The sequence below is a fragment of the Bradyrhizobium sp. genome (genome assembly GCF_049691595.1).
Lineage (GTDB): Bacteria > Pseudomonadota > Alphaproteobacteria > Rhizobiales > Xanthobacteraceae > Bradyrhizobium.
This window is the reverse complement of record NZ_JBAVNZ010000270.1, coordinates 1-22,224: the sequence shown is the minus strand read 5'-3', so window position 1 is coordinate 22,224 and position 22,224 is coordinate 1. Positions and strand designations below refer to the sequence as shown.

Annotated in this window: 15 protein-coding genes and 1 pseudogene; 7 read left to right on the top strand and 9 right to left on the bottom strand. The window is 60.2% G+C overall.

Annotated elements, in window-relative coordinates; all coding sequences use genetic code 11:
• Positions 1 to 69: 69 nt before the first annotated feature.
• A complete protein-coding gene (locus tag WCE35_RS12125; RefSeq protein ID WP_424593581.1) occupies positions 70 to 1,518 on the bottom strand; it encodes an SDR family NAD(P)-dependent oxidoreductase in 1,449 nt (482 codons plus the stop codon).
• 547 nt (positions 1,519 to 2,065) lie between these two features.
• Here WCE35_RS12125 and WCE35_RS12120 point away from each other — a divergent pair.
• Together WCE35_RS12120 and WCE35_RS12115 are read left to right on the top strand one after the other, a co-directional pair.
• On the top strand, positions 2,066 to 3,106 hold the full coding sequence (locus tag WCE35_RS12120) for a hypothetical protein (RefSeq protein ID WP_424593580.1): 1,041 nt from the start codon (positions 2,066 to 2,068) through the stop codon (positions 3,104 to 3,106).
• Between the two features lie 162 nt (positions 3,107 to 3,268).
• Complete coding sequence (locus WCE35_RS12115; protein ID WP_424593579.1) at positions 3,269 to 4,432, top strand: glycosyltransferase family protein; 1,164 nt, start codon at positions 3,269 to 3,271, stop codon at positions 4,430 to 4,432.
• 46 nt (positions 4,433 to 4,478) lie between these two features.
• On the opposite strand, the gene WCE35_RS12110 is transcribed toward WCE35_RS12115, so the two are convergent.
• Positions 4,479 to 5,387, bottom strand: a complete 909-nt coding sequence (locus tag WCE35_RS12110) for a DUF6492 family protein (protein WP_424593578.1) — start codon at positions 5,385 to 5,387, stop codon at positions 4,479 to 4,481.
• Between the two features lie 363 nt (positions 5,388 to 5,750).
• On the opposite strand from WCE35_RS12110, the gene WCE35_RS12105 reads away from it, so the two are divergent.
• Positions 5,751 to 6,542, top strand: coding sequence for a Hint domain-containing protein (locus tag WCE35_RS12105; protein ID WP_424593577.1), 792 nt, complete (start codon positions 5,751 to 5,753; stop codon positions 6,540 to 6,542).
• 64 nt (positions 6,543 to 6,606) lie between these two features.
• On the opposite strand, the gene WCE35_RS12100 is transcribed toward WCE35_RS12105, so the two are convergent.
• The 6 genes from WCE35_RS12100 to rfbC all read right to left on the bottom strand — a co-directional run bounded on the left by WCE35_RS12100 (position 6,607) and on the right by rfbC (position 14,290).
• A complete protein-coding gene (locus WCE35_RS12100) occupies positions 6,607 to 7,779 on the bottom strand; it encodes a glycosyltransferase family 4 protein (RefSeq protein ID WP_424593576.1) in 1,173 nt (390 codons plus the stop codon).
• Between the two features lie 308 nt (positions 7,780 to 8,087).
• Complete coding sequence (locus WCE35_RS12095) at positions 8,088 to 8,996, bottom strand: CheR family methyltransferase (RefSeq protein ID WP_424593575.1); 909 nt, start codon at positions 8,994 to 8,996, stop codon at positions 8,088 to 8,090.
• Between the two features lie 311 nt (positions 8,997 to 9,307).
• Positions 9,308 to 10,807: a lipopolysaccharide biosynthesis protein gene (locus tag WCE35_RS12090; protein ID WP_424593574.1), complete on the bottom strand. Its 1,500-nt coding sequence runs from the start codon at positions 10,805 to 10,807 to the stop codon at positions 9,308 to 9,310.
• Between the two features lie 20 nt (positions 10,808 to 10,827).
• On the bottom strand, positions 10,828 to 11,931 hold the full coding sequence (locus WCE35_RS12085) for an NAD-dependent epimerase/dehydratase family protein (protein ID WP_424593573.1): 1,104 nt from the start codon (positions 11,929 to 11,931) through the stop codon (positions 10,828 to 10,830).
• A 397-nt stretch (positions 11,932 to 12,328) separates the two neighbouring features.
• The gene (locus WCE35_RS12080; RefSeq protein ID WP_424593572.1) at positions 12,329 to 13,654 is read right to left on the bottom strand and encodes an NAD(P)H-dependent oxidoreductase; all 1,326 of its coding nucleotides are present in this window, start codon (positions 13,652 to 13,654) and stop codon (positions 12,329 to 12,331) included.
• Positions 13,655 to 13,720: 66 nt separating this feature from the next.
• The gene (rfbC, locus tag WCE35_RS12075) at positions 13,721 to 14,290 is read right to left on the bottom strand and encodes a dTDP-4-dehydrorhamnose 3,5-epimerase (protein WP_424593571.1); all 570 of its coding nucleotides are present in this window, start codon (positions 14,288 to 14,290) and stop codon (positions 13,721 to 13,723) included.
• A gap of 212 nt (positions 14,291 to 14,502) precedes the next feature.
• Here rfbC and WCE35_RS12070 point away from each other — a divergent pair, with 212 nt between their 5' ends.
• The 4 genes and pseudogenes from WCE35_RS12070 (at position 14,503) to WCE35_RS12055 (ending at position 18,055) form a co-directional block, all read left to right on the top strand.
• The gene (locus WCE35_RS12070; RefSeq protein ID WP_424593570.1) at positions 14,503 to 15,300 is read left to right on the top strand and encodes a sugar phosphate nucleotidyltransferase; all 798 of its coding nucleotides are present in this window, start codon (positions 14,503 to 14,505) and stop codon (positions 15,298 to 15,300) included.
• Entirely contained in the window at positions 15,297 to 15,950 is a 654-nt protein-coding gene (locus WCE35_RS12065; RefSeq protein WP_424593611.1) for a PIG-L deacetylase family protein, read from the top strand. The genes WCE35_RS12070 and WCE35_RS12065 overlap by 4 nt, the downstream gene beginning before the upstream one ends.
• A 103-nt stretch (positions 15,951 to 16,053) precedes the next feature.
• Positions 16,054 to 16,179: pseudogene (locus WCE35_RS12060) on the top strand (IS630 family transposase); the annotation flags it as partial.
• Positions 16,180 to 16,450: 271 nt separating this feature from the next.
• Positions 16,451 to 18,055: a methyltransferase domain-containing protein gene (locus WCE35_RS12055; RefSeq protein WP_424593569.1), complete on the top strand. Its 1,605-nt coding sequence runs from the start codon at positions 16,451 to 16,453 to the stop codon at positions 18,053 to 18,055.
• Between the two features lie 76 nt (positions 18,056 to 18,131).
• Here WCE35_RS12055 and WCE35_RS12050 read toward each other — a convergent pair.
• Positions 18,132 to 22,224: beta strand repeat-containing protein (locus tag WCE35_RS12050; protein ID WP_424593568.1), on the bottom strand; the 4,093-nt coding region annotated here is incomplete at its 5' end.

Here is a 22,224-nt window from a genome sequence, read left to right as displayed (position 1 = left end):
TTGCGCCGGCCAAATCCGGCGGGTGGCAAACGTCGCACCAAAATGCGCGCCGTCACGAACGGGGTAATGTCACCGACCTGAACCCTGTTCGCTGCGCGTCCCGGCAGACATTTCTCTGATGATGGGCAGCAGGATCTCGAAAGCATCGATTTTATGCAATGCGGTGACACTTGCGGTTTGGTCGGTCAATACGCGCGGCAGTCGGCGAACAACGACGCGGACCTCACCCGCCAAACGGTTCATTTCTGCGCACAGCTGTTCGCCTGCGGCTTTGGCCATGCTGTATTCGAGCATTCCTCGCGGCCGGTTATCGACATACACGGATGAGGGATAAAACACTGACAGCTTTTTTCGTTCCACTGCCTGCAGCGCCATACAGAGTGAGTAAAATCCAGTGACGTAAAATTGGCAGAATCGCTCGAAGAACTCCGGAGTGAAGAGAGTTTGTTTTTGATGGGCGATATGTGGCGTCGAAAAATAGTAGAGTTGATTTACATCATCTTCCAGCCCGGAAAGTTGTGCGAGCGGCTGCTCCCGCACATCGTAGCGCAGCACGCGGCACGCTTCGGTCCCGATCTCGGCTGCGATCTCCTCCGCCTCCACTTTACCGACGACGTAGGTGATGACGACGCGGCCGCCGCCGGCAGCGATGATGCGGGCGGTCAACGCGCCGAGGCCGCGCGATCCCCCGACGATCAGCGCGGTCGTGCCTCGGAATTCGTCCTTGGCCACTTTTCCCGCGAGGCTTTGCAGGCTATGCTGTGCAACAGGTTGCGGCCGTGCGAATGCGGTCACTTTCCCGCGGATGCCGTGGCCGATGACAGCAATATCTGTCATCCGGAAGCGGTCGTCTACGTCTTGCACTCTGAAACTCAATCCGGTGACACCGTCCGCTTCGGCGGTGATCATTATGTCGAAGCCTGCGAAAATTGAATATAGCCCGGGACAGATCATTCCGACGAGCGTGGATAGCCTGGCGATTGCCTCTACGCGTTCCGCACCCAGTAGCTTCGCAACATGCGGAAAAAGGTTGGCGATTTCCTTGCCGGCCGTTCCAGGCAACCAGCCTGCACATCCCGGAATATCCGAAAAAGAGATTGATCTGGGCGCGTCAGATAGCAACGCGGTCGTCGTTGACAACAGTGCCGCGTCAGCCGCTGCGACCGATCCACTACCGATCGCGAGAGACATCACAGCAACATCATCGATGGATACCGTCGAGTGGAGGCTGGTCCCGGTCTCTCGAACGACCATCAAAGTCACTTCGCTGTCGACTGCAACGAAATTTTTGAACTGCACCTTTAAAGTTGCGATCGATGCGGACATCTTGCCAATTCCAGCGAGCACATCCATGGCCCATAGAGCCACATGTACGCCGTGCGCGACGCACACGCCGGCCTGAGTGCGGCGCGCGGCAATCGGGTCCATGTGTATTGGATTGGCATCCCCAGAACAGTCAGCGAATCGTTTTTGATCGGTGGCGCTAAAGATGCGAGACGCTATGGCTTTTTCGCTCATGACATTCCCAGCTTAGCTAGCCCACGTCATTGGTGACAAGGCCGAACAAGCATACCGGCCGAGTGACGCGCTGGAGAAGCGGCGCGGTTGATGGAAGCCTGGTCCGCGTACTGTGAGCCCAAGACTTCGGCAAACATTGTGCGGCTGCGCAATTTTTTGGGTGAAACAGTCACCTGGATCAGCGAATGCAAGCCTTGCCCTCGGCCTCGCGGATCTCGGCGACAATCCCGTCGCCGCCGAAGCAAGTGAGGCTCACCGAACCTCAAAGCCTCACGCTATTTGCGCAAGTCATAGGCAAGGTTCACCGGAATCTCAGCGCAAATCCGTCGCTCGTCGCAGCTTGGAGCTGGCCACGTTTTTTGTCATATTAATTCGATTATAAAAAATAACATTTAATTTCAATATTAAACTGGGTAAATAGGCTTGAAATGTTTTGGAAGCGTAATTTATGATGGTGTTATTCCTAATCGGGGAATTATAACTCTGGCGCCCGGCTACAAGTATCTGATTTTTCATCTCTTTTCGTCTTTTTGAGATTGAGGATTGAATGAGCACCACGATCGAGGCATTTGGATCGACCAGTCTGGTCGAGGATGGGAACTTCTATTTTCTTCATCCGAATGGCGGGTCGGCGGTTGAGCTGAGCCTTGGCGGCGTGCCTGTTGCAGCCGGTCAATTTGGGCAATGGACGCCGATTGCCGCGGAGCAGACGGCGAGCGGATATCAGGTGGTCTGGAAGCAGACAGGCGCCGATCTGTATCAGGCGTGGAACACCGACAGTGGCGGCAATGGTGTCTCAAGTGCTCTTGACCCCGTGTCGGGAACGAGCGCCGCGCTGCAATCGCTCGAGACCAGCTTCCATCAGGACCTCAACGGCGACGGTTCGATCGGGGCTGCTCCACCGCCTTCCGGGACGGTGATCGAGGCATTTGGATCGACCAGCCTGGTTGAGGACGGGAACTTCTATTTTCTTCATCCGAATGGCGGGTCGGCGGTTGAGCTGCGCCTTGGCGGCGCGCCTGTTGCAGCCGGTCAATTTGGCCAATGGGCGCCGATTGCCGCGGAGCAGACCGCGAGCGGATATCAGGTGGTCTGGAAGCAGACAGGCGCCGATCTGTATCAGGCGTGGAACACCGACAGTAGCGGCAATGGCGTCTCGGTTGCTCTTGACCCCGTGTCGGGAACGAGCGCCGCGCTGCAATCGCTCGAGACCGGTTTCCAGCAGGATCTCAATGGTGACGGGTACAACGGTCTGGTGCTGAACGGAAGCTCGGGCGGTCAGACGCTCACCGCTGGGAGCAGTCCAACGACGCTCATCGGCGGACCGAGCGATATTCTCAATGGCGGCGCCGCCGCCGACACATTCGTCTTCAAGACCGGCTTTGGATCGAACACGGTCAACAATTTCACGCCGGGAGCGGACCTGCTTCAATTCAGCCAGTCAATGTTCGCCAGCGCCGCAGCCGTGCTTAGTGATGCCCAGCAGGTCGGTTCAGACGTCGTGATCACATATGATGCGCTGGATGTGGTGACGCTGCACAATATGCAGCTCGCCAACCTGCACGCGTCCGATTTCCATATCGTTTGAGCTTGGGCCAGGAGCGAGGCGCGCGCCATTCCTAAACTTCACTCGATTGAGCTCGTTAACTGTACGGCCCGCGCCTTGTCACAGTGGTGGAAACGTGCCTTGATGTTCGTCTGATTGCGTCGATGTATCCGCGAGCGTCGAACTGATCGGAGGCGCAGAGTCGTGCAAGCCAAGGTATTGCTATTATCGCAGCGCCGGATAGCTGACCTCGTCGCGTTTTGCATCGCCTACGAATTCGAGGACACTTTCGCAGCTGTTACCGATGCCCAGCGGATCGACGCGACCGATCTGTCGGGTCTGGAGTTCTCCCGGCGCGCCTACAAGCTCGCGCGCCTGGCATCCGGCTCGCCCGGCGTTGCGCGCCGACTTGCCCCTTACCCACGCAGCAAGGTGGTCTTGGAGAACGACTTCGAGCTGTTTTTTCCGGTGTTCAGTCACATCTACGAATTGTATTCGCTTGCCACGATCCCCAACTGGCGCCAGCGCTGCCGCAAGGCGGCCTGCTATATCACCGAAGTCTGGTCGGATATGTTGCCGGAATATCTACTCGAACTCCTATCTGCCTTTGACCACGTCTTTCTTGGGTCCCGTTACAGCGTCCAAGAGGTGGCGCGCATCACCGGTCGACCGTGCACCTACCTGCCGCTCGCGGTTGACGTGCCGCGCTTTACGCCCGCATCGCCTGATCAGCCGCGCCCGATCGATGTCTGCAACATCGGCCGGCGCTCGCTGGTAACGCATCAGGCGCTGCTGAAGGAGGCAGAGCGGCAGCTGAGTTTCTACTACTACGACACCGTGGCAGCGAGTGGCACCGACCTGAAGCACCGCACGTTTCGCGTCGACAGCCCGCAGGAACATCGCCGCATGCTGGCGACAATACTCAAACACAGCCGCTATTTCATCGCCCATCGCAGCTATGTCAACAGACCCGAGTTCACGGAGGGTCGTGAGGAGATCTCGGCGCGATTCTACGAGGGTGCCGCGGCCGGTACCGTGATGATCGGCGAGGCACCGCGCGTCGAAGAATTCAAACGGCAGTTCGATTGGCCGGACGCGGTAATTCACGTGCCATTCGATTCTCCCGATATCGGCCGTATTCTCGCGGACCTGGACGGCGACCGTGAGCGGTTGCGAGCGGTTCGGCGCAACAATGCTCGGGAGGCCGCGCTCAGGCACGACTGGCTGCATCGAATTCAGGTGGTGTTCGATGTGCTCGGCCTGGCGCCCACCGACGGAATGCGCGCTCGCGCGCAACAGCTCGACCAGATCGCTTCACGGTTTGATCGAAGAGCAGAAGTCGACAACGGGCATATTACCACGGCTTGAGCCGGCCAGCTCTCAGCGCCTCCGGGTCGCGTGAACGCGGAGCGGTTCAGTGACCTTCCGCCCGCTCTTGTAACCGCGGGCCCGTATTGTGCGGGGCCCGGAGGGCGCTGAAGATCGCCTCGCGAACTGCCGGTGGGGTCCGGGACTTCGACTGAATCACCACCGCGATGTCGGTCGGCCGGACACCGCGGATGAAATGCGCCGCGCTATCCACGTTCAGCGGGGTGTGCTCCCAATAAGCCCGGCAAAGCGGGTCGTCCGAAACGAACGAGTTGGCCGGCGCACCGATCACCTCATCAACGAACACGCCATGGAGCACGCATTCGGAGAAATCGAGTTGCCCGGCAATCGCGGTGTGCCACGGGCGCCCCGTCGTGGCCGCGACCCGCGCCAACATCCGCCTGACGATCGCCGGGTCCCAGGCCAGGGGCGACGAGATGTAGTCCGGGTACGGTGGCTCTGCAGGCGGCAATCCCAGAAGTGCGCGGGCGACCCGATGCCAGGTCATATGGCGTGACAGCTGCTTGTCGATCTGATCCGGCTTGCGGAAGAACCGCACAGTGCCATCCCGGACGAACATCTCGGCCGTGAACGGTCGAACAAACTCGACGTCGGAATCGACGACCAGGACCGCGTCGTCCTCCGACGCTGCGATCGCGGCCAGTTTGAACACCTGTTGCTGGATCCAGCCGCGCACCGGCGGGAACGGCCGGCCAAGGTTGACCATGATGTTGCAGAATGGCACGCGTACGAACGTGCGAGGCAGGAAGTCAGCCTCGCAGCGAATATGCGTACGTGGACCGGCGAGCCGACCGAACAGCTTGAGGTCCGACCGCGGCGCAATGATGTGATGCTGGATCGTTTCCGGGGAGTTCTCGAGCACCGACCGGTTCAACGCCGCGCAAAGCTCGAAGTCAGGTGCGAACGTTTTCGTGATCACAGCCATGCGCGTCATGGCACACCTCCTAAGGATTCCAGTCTAGCAGTCCGTCCGAAGTTTCTCATCGGATTTGAATGCCGTCGACTACGCTGAAGCGGCAAAAAAGCGTGCTGCAGCACCGTCGCACGGCCAGAGCGCCCGGTCCCGCGGCAGCCACCACCGACGAAAACCAAAACACCAGATAGATTTCGGCGCGCGCGTCTTTCGGCACGACCGAAGAACGACGGAATGATGCACCGCAACAATTAAATACACATTTAATAAATTTAAACCAGCATTGCGCTAATCTGACACGGGGTTTCATTTTAAAATACATCTTCCATCGCCGGGAGCATTTGGTATAATTTCGCTTCTAACGGGTATTGTCGAGGTATTATTGTGACGCATTCTTCCCGCAGACGCTTTCTGGAAATTTCGGCTGGTCTGGCAGGAAGAGTTGCTGCCAGCGGGGCCCTCAGCCTGCCGATCCTTGCTTCGATATCCAAGCGAGCAAAGGCCGATGGCCGCGACGACGGCGGAGAACGTCATCACTATCATTGCTTCCTTCGCGGGACGCGCATTCTGACTCCAAGCGGAGACATTCCGGTTGAAGACGTGACAATCGGTGCTCTCGTTGAGACCCTCAACGGGCCGCTGCCCGTCAGATGGATTGGACATCAAAGGTTCAGGAAGGATAGCCCTTCCTGGCACTGGAGTGTAGCTCCGATTCGTGTCGCCCGCTTTGCGCTTAGCGACCAGCATCCGCGTCGTGATTTGTATCTTTCCCCTAAACACAGCCTTTTTATCGATGGCTTTCTCATTCCGGTCGAATGGCTCGTGAATGGCAGATCAATTGCGCTGGCCACGATGGATGACCGTAAAGTCATCGAATACTTCCATATCGAGTTGGATACGCATGAAGTTGTGTTTGCGGAGGGCGCGCCTTCGGAGACATTGCTGATAGGCGGCGACCGCGAGGACTTCGCGAATTTCGTAGAATACGAAAGATTGTACGGCCGTGAGGAACGACTTGCGATGAAGTCGTTTGCCCCAGTTCTTACTTACAAGGGCGGTCGTGGCGAACTGGAACGGTTGCTTCGATTGGCCCTATCGCCGGTCATCGATATTCGCGACCCCATCCAAAGGGCTCGCGATCGCATTGCGGCGAGAGCCGAACTGGTTGTCATGTAAACCCATCTTCTCATGGGCAGGCCTGAGCGCGGGAGGGCCTTCAGGCAACCGACATGTTTCCGCGCTATCCCGGCTGGGACGGCATCTGCCTTGACGACCCGTCCAGGATTTCGCGGTAGAAGCTCTCGAGTTCCCTGGCTGCCCCGCTCCAGGCATAGCGTTGCACCGCCAGCTGCCTTGCCGACTGGCCGATGCGCGCCGCCAGGTTGGGCTCGGCCAACAGCCGGTTCACCGCGTCCGCGAAGGCCGCCGGCTGGTCCCCGACGAGAAGGTCGCGCCCCGGGACGGCCTCGATCCCCTCGGCTCCCAGCGTGGTCGACACGATGGCCTTCCCCATGGCCATGGCCTCGACGATCTTGAGGCGGGTGCCGCCGCCCAGACGCAGCGGCACCACCACGGCTGCCGCCTCCGCGAGATGCGGCCGGAGATCCGGCACAAAGCCGGTAAACTCGACTCCCGGCTGGGCCAACGCCAGGAGCGATCGGGGTGCCTGGCCGCCGATAATCTTCAAGCGTGCATTCGGGTGCAGCTCAGCGATGCGCGGCCAGATCTCCTGGACGAGGTGGGTCACGGCGTCGACGTTGGGGAAGTAGGAAAGAAGCCCGAAGAAGACCACGGTGCGGCCGTCCGGCGGCGGGTCGGTCGCGCGCGGGTGATAGTACTCGACGTCCGCGGCATTGGGGATCACCAGCGTGCGGACTCCGGGGACATGGTCGAGCAGGCGCTGCTGGTCCGCCACGCTGCACAGGTACACTCCGTCAGCGTCACGGTAGGTCCCCAGCTCCTCCCGCCGCAGCTTTCGCCAGTTAGCCCCCGCGTACAAACGACGGGCGAGGCTGCCAGCGCGGGCGTACTGCCTGGCCAAGTCGTAGTCGATGTTGTGAGAGTCCACGACCAGCGCCGGCGGTCTGTCCCCGGGCGGAGCTTGGCGCAGATTGCGGTCACCAAGGAACGAGAACTCGAGATTAACGATGTCAAATGGCGTGGAGCGCAGGACCCGGTCCAGGGCCTGCTGCAACGCCGGCACCCTGACACGCAGCCGCTCGAAGCTTCGGGTGGAGGCCAGCGATCGGAGTTGCAGCAGCCGTTTGGAGAGTCCGTCCCGACCAAGAAGGTTGGGAATCAGAACTACGTCGCGGCAGTAGGCCTGCATGGCCCGGCGGCACTCCTCGATGTCGAACTCATCATCAACCAGCATCACCGCCGTCAGGTCGTGGCGTCGCGCCAGTTGGGTCATTAGCCCATGCATCCGCGCCTGGGCGCCAAAGCGCGGCGGGCTGGCTGGCATCTGGGAAACGTAGAGGATAGTGAGGCGCTGTGGACTCATGAATCCCGCTCCGGGCCGCCCAGCACGGAGCGTCGTAGCGGGCGCGTCCAGAGGCTACCCAGCCCCACACATTTGAGCAAGATGACCACGGCGGCGGTCCGGGGAGCAGCGTTATGGCATCGCGACGATGTGACGCCGCCGCGCAAAGCCAGACGCCCAAGGTCCCTCGATTCCTCGTGGTCCTCGAAATACACTCCTGCGCCTTCGGCCATGCTCGGTCAATCATCCTCGTTCAGCCGGAAAGCAGATGCATACCGCATCTGCCAATCGGCTCGTTTTTTGTCGAGAGGCTCCAGGCCCCACCACGCGCAGGGCCAGTCTCGCCGCACGGATGGATCCCCTTCGTGAATTTCCTCGATCAGCTCGAGAACCGGCCGCCAGCCCAGGTCGTGCGCTACCTTTGCTCGAACATCGAGATCAACACCCGTTACAAAGAGATGCCCTCCCGGCTTCACGATGCGAGCCATGTTCCGCAAGCAATTTTCTGCCTCCGCGGGCTCCATGTGGCAGAGGAAGTTGCTCGCCACCACCAGGTCCTGACGTCCGATAACGCGCATCAGGTCCGGATCACCTGCATCGCCCAGATGCCAGCTGATTCCTTCCCGAATCCGCGATCTGACCCTCGCCGCCCTGCCGTCGCTCTCGAACATTTCCTCAAATTCCCCTTCCGTCATCCGCTCGAATATCGATGAACCAACGAGATCACAAAGTTGACTGGTGTAAACCGCCTCCTTGGCGACGTTCAGTACTTCGGCTGAATTGTCGACAGCGCACACGCGCACGTTAAGGTCCGGCCGAGCCGCGCGAATAGTCGACAAGATGGAATAGATCTCCGCACCGATGCTGCAGCCCAGAATCGCGATATTCAACGTCGCCCCCTCCGGTTTCCGCCCGGTCAAACGACGCATCAACTCGAGTTGTGGACGATTGCGGTAAAAGAAGGTACCGGTAAACTGCCTGCGGTCCGCACGACGACAAACAAGCTTATGCAAAATTGTCCCGTACGCGCGCATCAGTTCGGCATTTCGCAGCGTGGAAGGAAGCCATTTCCATAGCGACGCGTTCAGCCGTATATACAGGCCGACGGGAGATCTTCTCCGCATCAGGAACGCTGCTATCCCTGCCATAGAGTGCGCTCGACCCTCACCGAGAAGACGCTCCTTACAGTTCTCTCATGCTTGACGAGCCAAATCGGAATCGCCGATCTCTTCACGCTGGTATGCTCCATCGGAAAAATCACCATCAGCTTATGTGCCCACCGGCTGTCTCGCCAGCGCAGATATTCTCAACAATCGATTGCAACCATGAAGCACCCAGCTCTACATCCGCATCCGACAAGCCTGACACCCATTTGATGTGATCGACATAAGGACTGCTTGGTTCCCGCAAAAATGGCCGAGCGAATCTACCGTTGCGCGCACCTGCTTCGAACCCGCTGCTATCGCTTCCTCAGCAGATCCTGCACGACCGAGCCGGCAACCTTGATCGGCTCGGTAAGCCGAAACAGGCCCACAACTATAACAAGGTAAATGCAGATACAGAAGCCGGCCGACAAACAGATACGGACGAAGCTGGAAAAATCGGTGAGAGTCGTCGTTTGCAGCCACCAGCCTCCAGCCGCGGTGCTGATTGCACCGATCAGCTGCGGACCCACGGCCCGGATCACGAGTGCGGTGCCAATGCCTATCGGGCGGCCCGCATAGATTATCGAGGGTACGGCAATGAGCAAGCTTGCCATGACGACCGCCATGGCGACTCCCTTGGCGCCAAAGGGCAGACCTCCGAGAACCGCCACGATCTGGACAGCGGCCGTAACGATTCCCCAGTTTCGCCAGCGGTCCGCTCTTCCGACGGAAAGATGCAGCCAGCCCTGTGAGCCTTCAACGACCTGGAAAATACCGCGCAAGGCAATAATACTCAGCAGTGAACCGGCCGCCAGCCACTTCTCCCCCAACAATATGACCGTCAGGTCTCCGGCCGTCACCGACAAGATCGCCGCCATGGGCATGACGAAGAACGCTACCGCAGACAATGCCGCTTCGTATTTTTGCCGAAGGGCAGCCGGATTAGATTGAAGTTTGCTGAGGGCCGCGCTTCCGACCGTGTGCAGCTGAGCGAGTGCCGAGAAGATGGAGTTCTCATACAGCGTTATTGCGTTTTGATAATAGCCTACCTGCTCGGGCCTGTAGAACAAGCCCAGCCCAATCCGGTCCACTGCTTTCGCCACAGTATACGTGACCGAAAAACCCACCACGTGCAGCCCAAAACGGACCATTGACTTCACTTCATTGTCAAAGGCGGGAAATCCAGGCCTCCATCGGCATGCGAGCCACGCTCCGAAAGCAACGCAAAGCGAGTTCGCAATCGGACGCAGCACCAGCGCCCAGTAACCATAACCGCAAAATGCGATAATGATGGCAAAGGCAATTCCTGCCAGAGTGCCGAGAGTCTGTATTTTGGCAATTCTGCCAAATTGCATTGTTCGTCGTAAAAGCGCCAGGTGCTGATTTGACACTCCCCACAGCACGAAGGTGATCGCAGTATACAGTGCGATAGGCTCCAGCCTGGGGTCGCGATATATCGTTGCAATCAGCGGGCTGCAGGCAGCCACAACCACCGCAATTGCCAACCCAATCCCGCTACTGAGCCAAAAAAGGCTGCTGACCTGGCTTCGCGTTATCTTGCTTCTTTGTGTTGTTGCGTCCCCAAGGCCAAAATCGATGAGCAATGGCGCAAAGCTCGTCAGAACGGTGACGATCGCGACGAGGCCAAAATCCTCCGGCGTCAAGAGCCGTGCCAGGACGACCGCAGCGGCTATCTGGAGAGCGCCGTTACCATATTGCATCGCGACCGATACGATGCCGCCGCGCAAAGCCAGCCGCCCCAGGTCCCCCGATTCCTTGTGGTCCTCGAAATAAGCTCCCGCGCCTTCGGCCATGCTCGGTCAATTGCCTTCGTTCAGGCGGATGCTTTGGTTCTACGAGACCGATCTCCTGCGGCAGCGTTTGCCTGGATCCCGTCACGATAGATCCATTCGAGGGCTGCGTTCAGTCGATGGCTGTCAATGTGACCCTGCAATACTTTCAGCCGCATCAGGTCGGATGAACGGAAATCCGCATCCCTAAAGTTCATTCTCTGCAGGCCGGAAATCAAATTTTGGATTGATTGATCCAGATCCACCAGGGGCTGATGATCAGGGGCAAGCAACCGATAGAGTCCAAAGTCGACCTGATACGAGCGGCTGTCCGCAGGCGCCGACGTGTTGATGGAGACCTCGGTTCCCGGGATCTTGGCGGCGACCGCGTTAGCGAGAGTCTTGACCTGATAATTGCGGTCGTCGGAACCGACATTGACTGCCAGACACCGACCGCCATTTTCAGCGTCCCGATCGATCGCCCAGTCGATCGCGCGAGCCATGTCGGCAACGTCGATCAAGGGCCGCCACGGCGTGCCATCAGAAAGGACACTAATCTGCCCTCGACTGAGCGCGCAAGCGACGAAATCGTTAAGTACCAGGTCAAGCCGCAGGCGGGCCGACATGCCACAGGCGGTTGCAAAACGGAGGGACGTCACGACCATCTGCGTTTCAATGGTTGCAAGCTCGCGCTCGGCTCCAATTTTGGACTTGGCGTACGCGGTAATCGGATTGAGCGGATCGGTCTCCTTTCGAGGCCCTCCCTCGGCGATTCCGTAGACGCTGCAACTTGAGGCGAACACAAAATTCTTCACGCCCGCGGCAGCGGCCGCCTTCGCGATGGAGACCGTCGTGTTCTGGTTGATATCCAATGTTACGGCTTGGAATTGATTTCCCATCGGGTCGTTAGAGACCGCGGCCAGCTGAACGATGGCATCGTATCCCCTTAGATCGGGGAGGGTCTCGCGAACGTCACCGTAGAACTGCTCGTCGAGATAACGCTCAGGAACGACCGCGGCACCAGTCAGGCAATGAGCGAAATATGCATTATCAAGACCGTGCAAGATGGCGTCAGGTCGGGAAACCCGCAGATACTTTGCCACCTCCGGCCCGACATAGCCCATGTTACCAGTGATTAATATCTTCATGTTCTGACTTTCAACCAGACTACATTGTATGATTTTTACCAAGGTGAAGGTTCACAGTATTAAACACCCGACGGTTGCGAAGCGCGAGCGGTACGCGTTATTCAGGTTAACACGGCTACCAACAAGATACATCGCTCGGATTTCAGGCGTTTGACGGGATACATGCCGTAGCGCAGCGCTCGGCGAGCGCCTTGCGGGAACCAGTCGGCATCATAACCCTTGTCACCGAGGATATGGTGCGATCCGGCGCATCTGCGCATCCGAACGCAAGAACAACTCATTCATGACGGCACCTCCTCGCGCCGTCATCGAATCAACCGATCGGACCAGCTGTGAGAAATTTAATGGGTCCTGAGCCCAGTTTTTCCATGCCTGACCGGCACCTCCCGGTTCGGGTTTACGCCGCAATGCTGACCAGATCCTCAAGCCAGCTTTCGCCCCGGAAATGCTTGTACTGTTCGGCCCGTAGCCGGTCGGCCAGGCGGCCGGACGGCAAATCAACGTCACTGTAGGTGAGGACGGCGTCCTTTTTGATGTCGCGCCTGAGCTTGCAGCCTTCGACCAATCCCTCGGGGAGGTATTGACGTTTGCTCATTTCGTCGGCGTTTACGGCCTCCCCGTACGTCATGTACATGCCGTAGTCATCGAGAATTTCGCCGGCCCTCAAATCACGTTTGGCGACAGCGCAAACTTCGACCACTGGGCCGGCCAGAGGCGGGGCGAGCGAGTCACGGAACAACACAACCCGCGCAATCGCGTTCGGCACCTCAAAATGGACGAGGTGGTACGGAATAAAGAAGGAATAGAGCGGTCCTTCTCCCATCTTATACAAATTCAGATAATGCTGTTGTTTGGGATCGGGATGCTCGGCCAGGACGTAGACCTTGGTCAGCGGGGTGCCGACGACATAGTCGATGATGCCGCCAATCCGTCGTAGTTCATCGATGTCGTAGATTTTGCCGATTTGCATGACATCGCCACGATATTCAAGGCCTCGCGACATGCCACGCGACCTCACCTTGAAACCCGTTGCATTGGCGACAATCGCCTGCTCGCAACTAATCTTGGTGCCATCGGCGAAACTGGTGACCATGGCTGGATTCTGCCCCCATCGCTCGGCAAACTCCTTCTGGGTGGTGGGGTTTCGATAAGGATCTTGCAAGCCTTTAACGTTGCCGATTACCCGTGGGATCAGGCCGAGCCCCCTGACCCAACGATATAAATTCATTTGCACACCCGGCTCATCGCCGTCGCATGCGGAAAGGATGACGCCGTATTTCCTTGCATACACCTGTAAAATCGGGCCGATCGTTGCATCGATTTCGGCGTTCATCAGAATGACGTCTTTTCGGTGCTTGAATGCCTCCAGAACAAGGTGAGCGCCGAACTCGACCGAGCCGGTCGTATCCACCAGCACATCCACGAATTCGGAGCGCGCCATCAGGAGAGCATCCTCAGTGGCTGCGGGTCTGTTGGCGCGAATTGCATCGTTGAGCCGACTTTGCGTCTCGGCGACAACAACATTCTCATGGCCGCAATACTGAAAGACGTCGATTGCTCGCTTGATGTTGCGGTTAGAGATCGCCACCAAGCGCATCCCGGGAATGCTGCGCGCGATCTGGTTTGCCAGGCCCTGGCTCATGAAACCGGCCCCGACAATCGCCACACGGATGGGCTTGCCCCCTGCTTCCCGCGCCTGAAGTGCGGTGTCGACCAGGATCATGCGTCATTTTCCTTTGGCCTGAGGCTCTTTCGAAGAACTGAGAACGCACCCGGAATCTTCAATCCGCTAGCTGGACACGCTCATTTTCCGTTTCAGTTCGCTTTCGATCTGATCAAGTAAGGGGAAGTTCTGGTCTTTTTCGGAGATGGTTGTGATGGGCATCGGCCATTTTAGCCCGAGCCGAGGGTCATTGTACAGCAGCCCCCCCTCTGCCTCAGGCGTGTAAAACTCACCCACGTGATAGCTGGTATCGGTGTCATCGCGCAGCGTCAAATAGCTGTGCGCGAAACGTTCAGGAACGTAGAGCGCACGCTGGTTGTCCTCATTCAACTCGACGGATACGTGCCGCAGATACGTGACGCTCTCCGGACGGAGGTCCACGATAATGTCCAGAATTGCGCCGCGAGTGCAGCGGACCAATTTGGTTTCAGCCGCAGGCGGATATTGGAAATGCAGGCCGCGCAGCGTCCCTTTCTTACGCGTCGACGCAATATTGGCCTGGGCGATGACAGGTTTTAGTCCATGCGCCTCAAATTCATTCTGGCAAAAGGCTCGCGCGAAAAAGCCTCTACTATCCTCTCTGCGCTCCAAATCGATGACGAACGCGCCTTTTAGCTTGGTCTCAGTGAAGATCACGACAGCACCTGATGGGTGTGCTTAACACCTTGAAATGATGGGACAGGCCGACGTGCTTCATTTAACCATCCCGTTCGGTTTGACAATTTAATTCGTGACCAATTGTATATTTTACCGCTAGAATAAGTATATACCTTCGACGCGAGAAACGTCGATAGAATACTGCGTTATGCACCGCGGCCGGACAAATTGGTGACCTGAGGGGTGCCGGAATGAAGGTTGTGCTTTTTTGCGGCGGTCTTGGCACGCGGATTCGCGAATACTCGGAGAGTGTTCCGAAGCCGATGGTGCCCATAGGCCACCAGCCGATCTTATGGCACGTCATGCAATACTATAGCCAGTACGGTCACCATGATTTTATTCTTTGCCTCGGCTACAAGGCCAACGTTATCAAAGATTATTTTCTCAATTATAAGATGACGGCAAGCAATGACTGCGTCGTCTCGGATTTTGGCAAGAAGATTGAGATCCTGGGTGAACGGCCGCCGGACTGGCGCATTTCCCTTGTGGACACGGGAACCTGGCGCAATATCGGCCAGCGACTGCTGGCGGTAAAGCATCTCGTGGAGGATGAAGAGATCTTTCTCGCCAATTATAGCGACGGACTGACCGACGCTCCATTGGAGGAAATGATCAAGTGTTTCAAAAAGAGCGGCAAGTTAGGCTGCTTCATCGCGATTCATCCGCCCATCAGCTTTCACCTCGCGGAGTTTGACGAACGGGACTCATTAAGGCGGTTGCGTTCGAGCCAGGAATCCGAAATTTGGATCAACGGGGGCTATTTCATTTTCCGTAACGAGATATTCGATTTCATCCAGGAGGGCGAGGAACTGGTCCTTCAACCGTTCGAGCGTCTGATCGCCGGGGGCCACCTCATGGCTTACAAGTATGAGGGGTTCTGGAGAGCCATGGATACTTTGAGAGATAGGCAGGTGCTCGAGGATATGGTGGAACGGGGCGAGATGCCATGGCGCTTGAGCACGCAATCTCTTGCCAAAGGGACATCATGAGGGCGCTGCAACTGGCCGCGCCCGGAGAACGTTTGTCGGTGCTCTGTCTGGGAGCCCATTCTGACGACATCGAGATCGGCGCGGGCGCCACACTTCTGTGCATGATGGATCGCGGCATTCGCCTCGAAGTCCACTGGTGCGTGCTGAGCGGAGCCGGCGAGCGCGAACGAGAAGCCAAATCGTCAGCGGCGGATTTTTTATCGGGCGCAGCCAGCGCGAAAATCGAGGTGATGTCGTTCCGGGATGGGTTTTTTCCGGAGCAGGGAGATGCCATTAAGTCCTGGTTCGAAACGCTAAAACAGCGTGTCGATCCCGATCTTATACTCACCCATTGCAGAAACGACGCTCACCAGGACCATCGTCAAGTCTGTCGTCTGACCTGGAACACGTTTCGCGATCATTGCGTCCTCGAATACGAAATCCCAAAGTGGGATGGAGACCTTGGGCAACCCAACCTTTACATGCCCATTTCCGCGGATGTGCTGCAGCGCAAGATCGAGCTGTTGATTTCGCACTTCGGGAGCCAGCGCTCCAAGCAGTGGTTCGATAGGGAGACCTTTCTGGGCTTGGCACGGCTCCGAGGTATGGAGTGCCGAGCTCCCGAACTCTATGCAGAGGCGTTCTTTGCACGAAAGCTCAGTCTCGTGTGAACGCGAAGGAGCAACGACCGTAGTTCCTTGTGTCGCCGGGATCGGCGGATCCGTCGGAGGGCGAACCGCCCCCTGCCCTGAAGCCGAAGCTTGAGCAAGCAGCCATGCCGTTGTGCTGCTCGATGGCGCCGGCTGGCATCCGACAAGCGGCAAGCTAAAAATCCCCGATAACATCGGCTTGCTGCATCTTCCGCCACACTCGCCCGAACTCAATCCGGCCGAGCAAATCAGGAACGACCGAACGACACGGCCAGCATGGAGTGAATCGGCCAAACTCGACCGGCCTCCGCGTCTATCGCCCGCCACCGCACCCGCAGACCTCGTGCTGTGGAGGGTGCGCAGCACCCGTCTCGAAGGACGGTCATCCACTGCGACCACCCAGCCGTCCAGGCTGGACCCTGTGCGGGAAACCGCTTATATCCTCGGCCGCTCGCGGCGAATCCGACCTGTCGGCCTCGCTCCGCTGGGAGCCTGCTCGCCGCCCGGTGGAGAATAGTTCAATGCACACCGAAGGGCCAGATACGCCCCGCCTGTCCGGCGCCCCGCCGGACCAGGCCGCCGACACCGATTACGACCTGCTGCCCTATCTGTCGATGCCGGTCGCCTACACCCAGCCGGCCCATCTGGCCGGGCTCGCCGCCTTGTTCGGGATAGCGAGCCCGGCGGCCGATCGGGCCCGGGTTCTCGAGCTCGGCTGCGCCTCGGGCGGCAATCTGATCCCGCTTGCGGCGCGTTTTCCCGAAGCCCGGTTTCTTGGCGTCGATCTTTCGGCCCGGCAGATCGCCGATGGCCGGAAACGCGTTGCCGCGCTCGGCCTCGCCAACATCGAACTGCAGCGGGCCGATCTGGCGGACCTTGCGCTGCCGGCGGACAGTTTCGACTACGTCATCTGTCACGGCGTATTCAGTTGGGTGCCGCCGCGGGTGCAGGACGCCATCCTGCGCATCGCCAGCGCCTGTCTCGTCGCCAACGGCATCGCGGCGATCAGCTATAACGTGACGCCCGGCTGGCACCTGCGCAGCCCGGTGCGCGATATCCTCCTGCATCATGCCGGATCGCAAGGGACGCCCCACGAACGCGTCGCACGGGCCCGGGACATGTTGCGGCAGATCGAGACGGCGGCGAACGGCCGGCATGCCTACGGATACGTGCTCCGCGACGAAGCCAGGCGCATGAGCCGGATGCCGGCTTCCTATATCCTCGGCGAGTTTCTGGCCGAGCACAACGCGCCCGCCAGGTTCGCCGATTTCGTCGGAGCGGCGGAAGGCCACGGCCTTCGCTTCCTCTGCGAAGCTGATCTCAACGCGGACGCCAATGAGTTGATCATGCCGGAAGCCCGCCGGGAGTTGGAGCGGATCGGCGACGCGGACCGCTACGGCGCCGAGCAGCGGCTTGACTTCTTCAGTGGCCGGCCATTTAGACGCTCCCTCCTGGTCAAGGCCGGGGCTGCGCGATCGCTCGGCGCATCAAGGCCCGAGCGCCTGAAGGGGCTTTACATCACCAGCCGGCTTGTTCCGGACGCGGCGCGAACAAAGGATCGAACGATCGCCTTCACCGACGGGCGGGGCCGCCCGGTCGCGACCCGAACCCCGCATATCGGACGCGCGCTCACGCAACTGGCGGAGGCTTATCCGACGACGACCCCGGTCGACGCTCTCGTCGGCGACGCGCCGAACGGCATGCGGGTCGCCAAGGTGCTGTTGCGGCTCCTGAGCGAAGGCCGGGCGAACGTATCGACGCTCCCGCTTGCCGCCGGTCGCGCCACCGACGCGCGGCCGCGCGCCTGGGCCTTCGCACGGGCCGAGGCAGCCCTGGGCCGGCCCTTCGTCACGGGCCTGCGCCACGTCGCAGTCGAATTGCCCAGGGCCGCGGCGGCGCTTATGGCACGGCTAGACGGCACCCACGATCGGGATGCCCTGACGCAATGGATGGCGCGCGCCATCGCCGCCGGCGTCGTCAATCTTCCCGACCACACGCAGCGCCCCGGGGACGAGGCGCTGATCGCGGTCGCCCGCGGGCAGGTCGAAGAGACGATTCAGCACCTCGCCATGGGCGCAGTGCTGTCGCCGCCGTCTACATCAAAGGGAGAGAACTCGGCGATCTGACAAGCCGATCAACCGCGACCGGAGTCTTGTCCGGTCGCAGTTGCCTTGGGTCTTGCCCGGCCGTTCGCCGAAGACTTCAGTGGAAGCGGAAGTCGTCGGCAATCAATTGATTGGAACGCACACCATCGAGGTCGATCGTATGTACGCCGAACGTAAACTGCGCATGCCCCCCGACATCGTGAGCAGCCGCTAGCGCCTGAGCAGCGGTGGTGACGCCGAGTGCGGTCGAGAGATCGATCAAATCGTGGCCGGTGCCGGTCGCCACGAAGTCGGTAATATGGTCGTGGCCGAAATTGGCATTGAACACGAAGCTATCGGCGCCGCGCCCGCCGGTCACGATGTCGTCGCCACGATCGCCCTCCAACGCGTTGTTGGCATCGCTGCCGGTGATCGAGTCGTTGCCGATACCGCCGCGGAAGTTCTGGAAGTTGACGATGGTATCGGAGTTCGCGGCTGTCGATCCGGTGCCCCCGACCACGGAGCCACCGCCACCGCCGCCAAGGTTGACCGACAGGTTGGCCGCATAGGCGGAATAGTCCGCTGTGTTGGTGCCGTTCCCGCCGTTGTAGACGTCGCGGACATTGTCGACCGTGGCGATCACGGTGTCGTTGCCTGCACCGAACGTGAACTGGTCGATGCCGACCCCGCCCGTGAAAAGATGCGCGACATTGTCGTTGACGGTGATGATGTTGCCGCCCTGGCTGCCGATGAAGTTCTCGATGTGACGGATCTGATCCGACGTGGCGGCGGTAGCGCCGGAGCCGATCACGGTCTGGAAGTTGTTGTTGACGCTGTTGAACCCTTGAATGTTCAGCGCCGATGTCAGGCCCGAGAAGTCGATCGTATCGGTACCGATGCCGCCATCGAACTGGTTCACCACATTGTCGGCCGCCGCGACGAATGTGTCGTTGACCGTGCTGCCGACGATGTTCTGGATGTGGATCAACGTATCCGTGCCGATCTGGGCGCTCGTTGCCACACCGGTGACCATATTGACCGTCGCGGCCGCCGATGTGAGCGACAGGTCGTAGGTGTTGACGCCGAGACCGCCGTCAAACGTGTTGGCGATACCGTTGCCGGCGGCAATGAATGTGTCGTTGGCCGTGCTGCCGACGATGTTCTGGATGTTGATCAACGTATCCACGCCGATCTGCGCGCTCGTTGCCAATCCCGTCACCATATTGACCGTGGCGCCCGCCGACGTGCTCGACAGGTCGTAGGTGTTGATGCCGAGGCCGCCGTCGAACGTATTGGCGGCGTTGTCGGCTGCTGCCACGAAGGTGTCGTTGCCGATACCGCCAATGAAGTTCTCGATCGACAAGTAACTGTCGCCGAGCGCGATGCCGGTGTTCTTGGTTGGGTTGAAGAGATTGATCGTAAGCCCCAGGGTGTCGCCGGCGTAGCTCACCGTATCGCTGCCGCCCAGACCCACGAAGGTCCGGTTGTGCCCGTTGGCGAACAGGCCCGCCGGGATAAGGCCCGAGAAGAAGTTGTTGGTGTCGTCGCCGATGATGTAGACCTCCGGCGAGATCAACAGCGTCGGGTCGGTGGTGGGGTTGTGCGCCCCGAACAGACCGGTGTAGCTCGCCGTGACCCGAACCGTGCGGTTGGCGATGCTGAACGTCGCCGAAGTCTCGCCCGGGATGTCGGTCCAGGCGGTGCCGTCCCATCCCTGCCACTGATAGGGTGTGGCGGTGCCGGGCGGGTTCACGCCCGCGAGGGCGCCGGTAAGGTTCGCCGCGGTGATGAGATCCGAATCCGCGATGGCGTCGAGCGCGGTCAGTAGTGCCGCGTTCACGGCCACCGCGGCGCCGGTAATGTGAATCGCGCCGGTGGGCGACTCGTCGACGTTCTCGATCCTGACGACCTCGGTCTGGGTCGCGGTCAGCTCGCCGTCGCTCACCTGCACCTGGACGTTGAAGGTGATCTCGGTGCCGGCAGCATTGATCGTCACGTTGGGATTGGGCGTGGCGGCGAGTTGCAGCTTGATCTGCTCGAAGTCCGGCGCGGTTAGGAACTTCAGCGTCTCCGTGCTGGTGGTGCCGGTGGCGTCGGATATACTGGTCGCGATGCCGAGCGCGAACAGGCCCTGGGTCAGGGCGTCGGTGTTGGCGATCGACCACGCAAGCTGCGATGCCGCGATCCCGCCGAGAACCTGAGTCGGCGTCAGCGCATCGATCGCCGAAAGCGTGGCGACCAGCGTGCCGGCGGGCGTGTTGTTGTTATTGGCGGGCAAGGCGGGCGTCGCGGTGTTCTCGTTGAACCCGTTGTTGACAACGCCGCCGAACACCTGGCCTGCGAAGACCGCCGGATTGAACACCGGCGCGCGATTGGCGGCCGGCTGCACATCGATGTTGAATTCGTTGACGGCGGAGAGATTGGTACCGGCGGCGAAGCCGCCCGCAGCCAGAGGCGTTCCCGCATCCGTCGCCGTGATCCGCACGGTGATGGCGCCGGAGAAGCCAGCGGGCGGCGTGCCGGTGATGTGACCGTCGGTGACGAGTACCGCCCCGGCCGGCCCCGCCGGGTCGGGGACCGTGTCGACCGTGAAGTGCAGGCCCATGAAGGTATTCGGGTTTCCCGCGGCATCGTTGCCGGTGATCAGATGCGCCACGCCACTCGCATCGACGATCTCCGCCTTGTAGGTCAGCTTGTTGGCAACCGTCTCGCGGTCGTTGAAGACCTCGAGCAATGGCAGGAACATGCCGTTGATCGGATGGTCCTGCTGCGCGGCCGTGTTGCCGAAGCCGACCAGCTCCTTGGCCTGCTCGACGAAGGGTGATGAGTTGGTCGGATTGCCGGCGGCATCGACCGGATTGCCCGCCGCGTCCCGCGTGATGTCGAGCAGGCCCGGCGTCGGCGCAGAGGTGATGCTTTCCGTGAAGCCGAGACCGTCCTTGTAGCTCACGATCGCCCGAAGCTGCTGGCCCAGGAAGAATTCGGTCGGCGTGAAGCTGGCGCTGGTCGCACCGTTGGATGCGAGCAGCGGATTGCTGTCGTGGGGATCGGCGATCGGCACCCAGTCGCCGAGCGCGATGTCGAGATACTGCCACTGGAAGTGGAAGTCGGGCGCGCCGTTCTTTTGCGCGATGCCGTCGACGTCCGTAATGCCGGCCGCGCTGACCGAGATCGTTTTGCCGACCTCCGGCGTGCCTGGCACGAATACGCCTGGCGTTGCGACCGTCAGAGTGACGTCGTGCACGATTGGGGCGCCGTTCAGCGTTGGCAGATGATTGCCGACGAAGACCGGGCCGCCACCGCCGCCGCCGCCGGGGCCAGGGCCTCCGCCACCGCCACCGCCACCACCGACACCCAGCACGAGGGCGCCGTTGCCGTCGAACAGATTGCCGGCCTTGTCGATCGTGAAGGTGCCATCCGCGAACTGCACGCGCTCGATGTTGCGGATGCGATCGGTGCCGTCGACGCCGAGGACAGCGCCGCCGCCACCACCACCGCCTCCGCCTCCGCCCCCGCCTCCTCCCGGAGGATTAGTGTGTGAAACCGTGATGAAGCCCAGGGCGTCGGCAGCCGTGAAGCTGTACTCGGCGAGGTTCCCGGTGAATGTTGCGGTGTCGACATTGTCGGCCGTGGTGTCATAGCGGATTTCGCGCAAGATCTGGCTGCCGAGGCCGACGACGCCCTGGTCGTTCGGCAGCAACTCGACATGCAGCCGGGCATCGCCGTCGATGATGTCGTTGCCGTTGCCGCCGGTGATGATGTCGTTGCCGGCGCCGCCGAGCAGGATGTTGCCGCCGCCGAAGCCGCCGGTCGCCCCCGGACCGCCAAAGACGGTCGCAGTATCCTGTCCGGGGAAGAAGAAGTTGCCCTCGGTGGTCCCGGGCACTCCCGGAACTCCAGGTGCCGCGGCTACGGCGCCGATGACCGTCGTAGCGTTGCTCGCGTCCGCCAGCCCCTTGATCAGCGTCGGGTTGTCGAGCGAGTTCTTGGCGATCACCACGCGCGCCTTGTTATCGCCGAGGATGGTGTCGTCGAATGCCGAGCCGCTTGCCGCTTCCGTGAGCTGGTAGAGATCGCGGATGCCGTCGCCGCCGGCCGGCGCAAGCGCCGCGATGAACTCCTTGCGGTTCATGTCGATGCTGACGCCCTGGGTCGCGATCTCGAACGAGGCCCAGTCGAAGCCGAGGCCGCCGTCGAACTTGGTGAAGCCG

What these genes read in the sequence shown, in the direction of transcription:
- WCE35_RS12125 (WP_424593581.1), bottom strand. Translation starts at nt 1,518, where the DNA reads ATGAGCGAAAAAGCCATAGCGTCTCGCATCTTTAGCGCCACCGATCAA.
- WCE35_RS12120 (WP_424593580.1), top strand. Translation starts at nt 2,066, where the DNA reads ATGAGCACCACGATCGAGGCATTTGGATCGACCAGTCTGGTCGAGGAT.
- WCE35_RS12110 (WP_424593578.1), bottom strand. Translation starts at nt 5,387, where the DNA reads ATGACGCGCATGGCTGTGATCACGAAAACGTTCGCACCTGACTTCGAG.
- WCE35_RS12100 (WP_424593576.1), bottom strand. Translation starts at nt 7,779, where the DNA reads ATGACCCAACTGGCGCGACGCCACGACCTGACGGCGGTGATGCTGGTT.
- WCE35_RS12095 (WP_424593575.1), bottom strand. Translation starts at nt 8,996, where the DNA reads ATGGCAGGGATAGCAGCGTTCCTGATGCGGAGAAGATCTCCCGTCGGC.
- WCE35_RS12090 (WP_424593574.1), bottom strand. Translation starts at nt 10,807, where the DNA reads ATGGCCGAAGGCGCGGGAGCTTATTTCGAGGACCACAAGGAATCGGGG.
- WCE35_RS12085 (WP_424593573.1), bottom strand. Translation starts at nt 11,931, where the DNA reads ATGAAGATATTAATCACTGGTAACATGGGCTATGTCGGGCCGGAGGTG.
- WCE35_RS12080 (WP_424593572.1), bottom strand. Translation starts at nt 13,654, where the DNA reads ATGATCCTGGTCGACACCGCACTTCAGGCGCGGGAAGCAGGGGGCAAG.
- WCE35_RS12070 (WP_424593570.1), top strand. Translation starts at nt 14,503, where the DNA reads ATGAAGGTTGTGCTTTTTTGCGGCGGTCTTGGCACGCGGATTCGCGAA.
- WCE35_RS12065 (WP_424593611.1), top strand. Translation starts at nt 15,297, where the DNA reads ATGAGGGCGCTGCAACTGGCCGCGCCCGGAGAACGTTTGTCGGTGCTC.
- WCE35_RS12055 (WP_424593569.1), top strand. Translation starts at nt 16,451, where the DNA reads ATGCACACCGAAGGGCCAGATACGCCCCGCCTGTCCGGCGCCCCGCCG.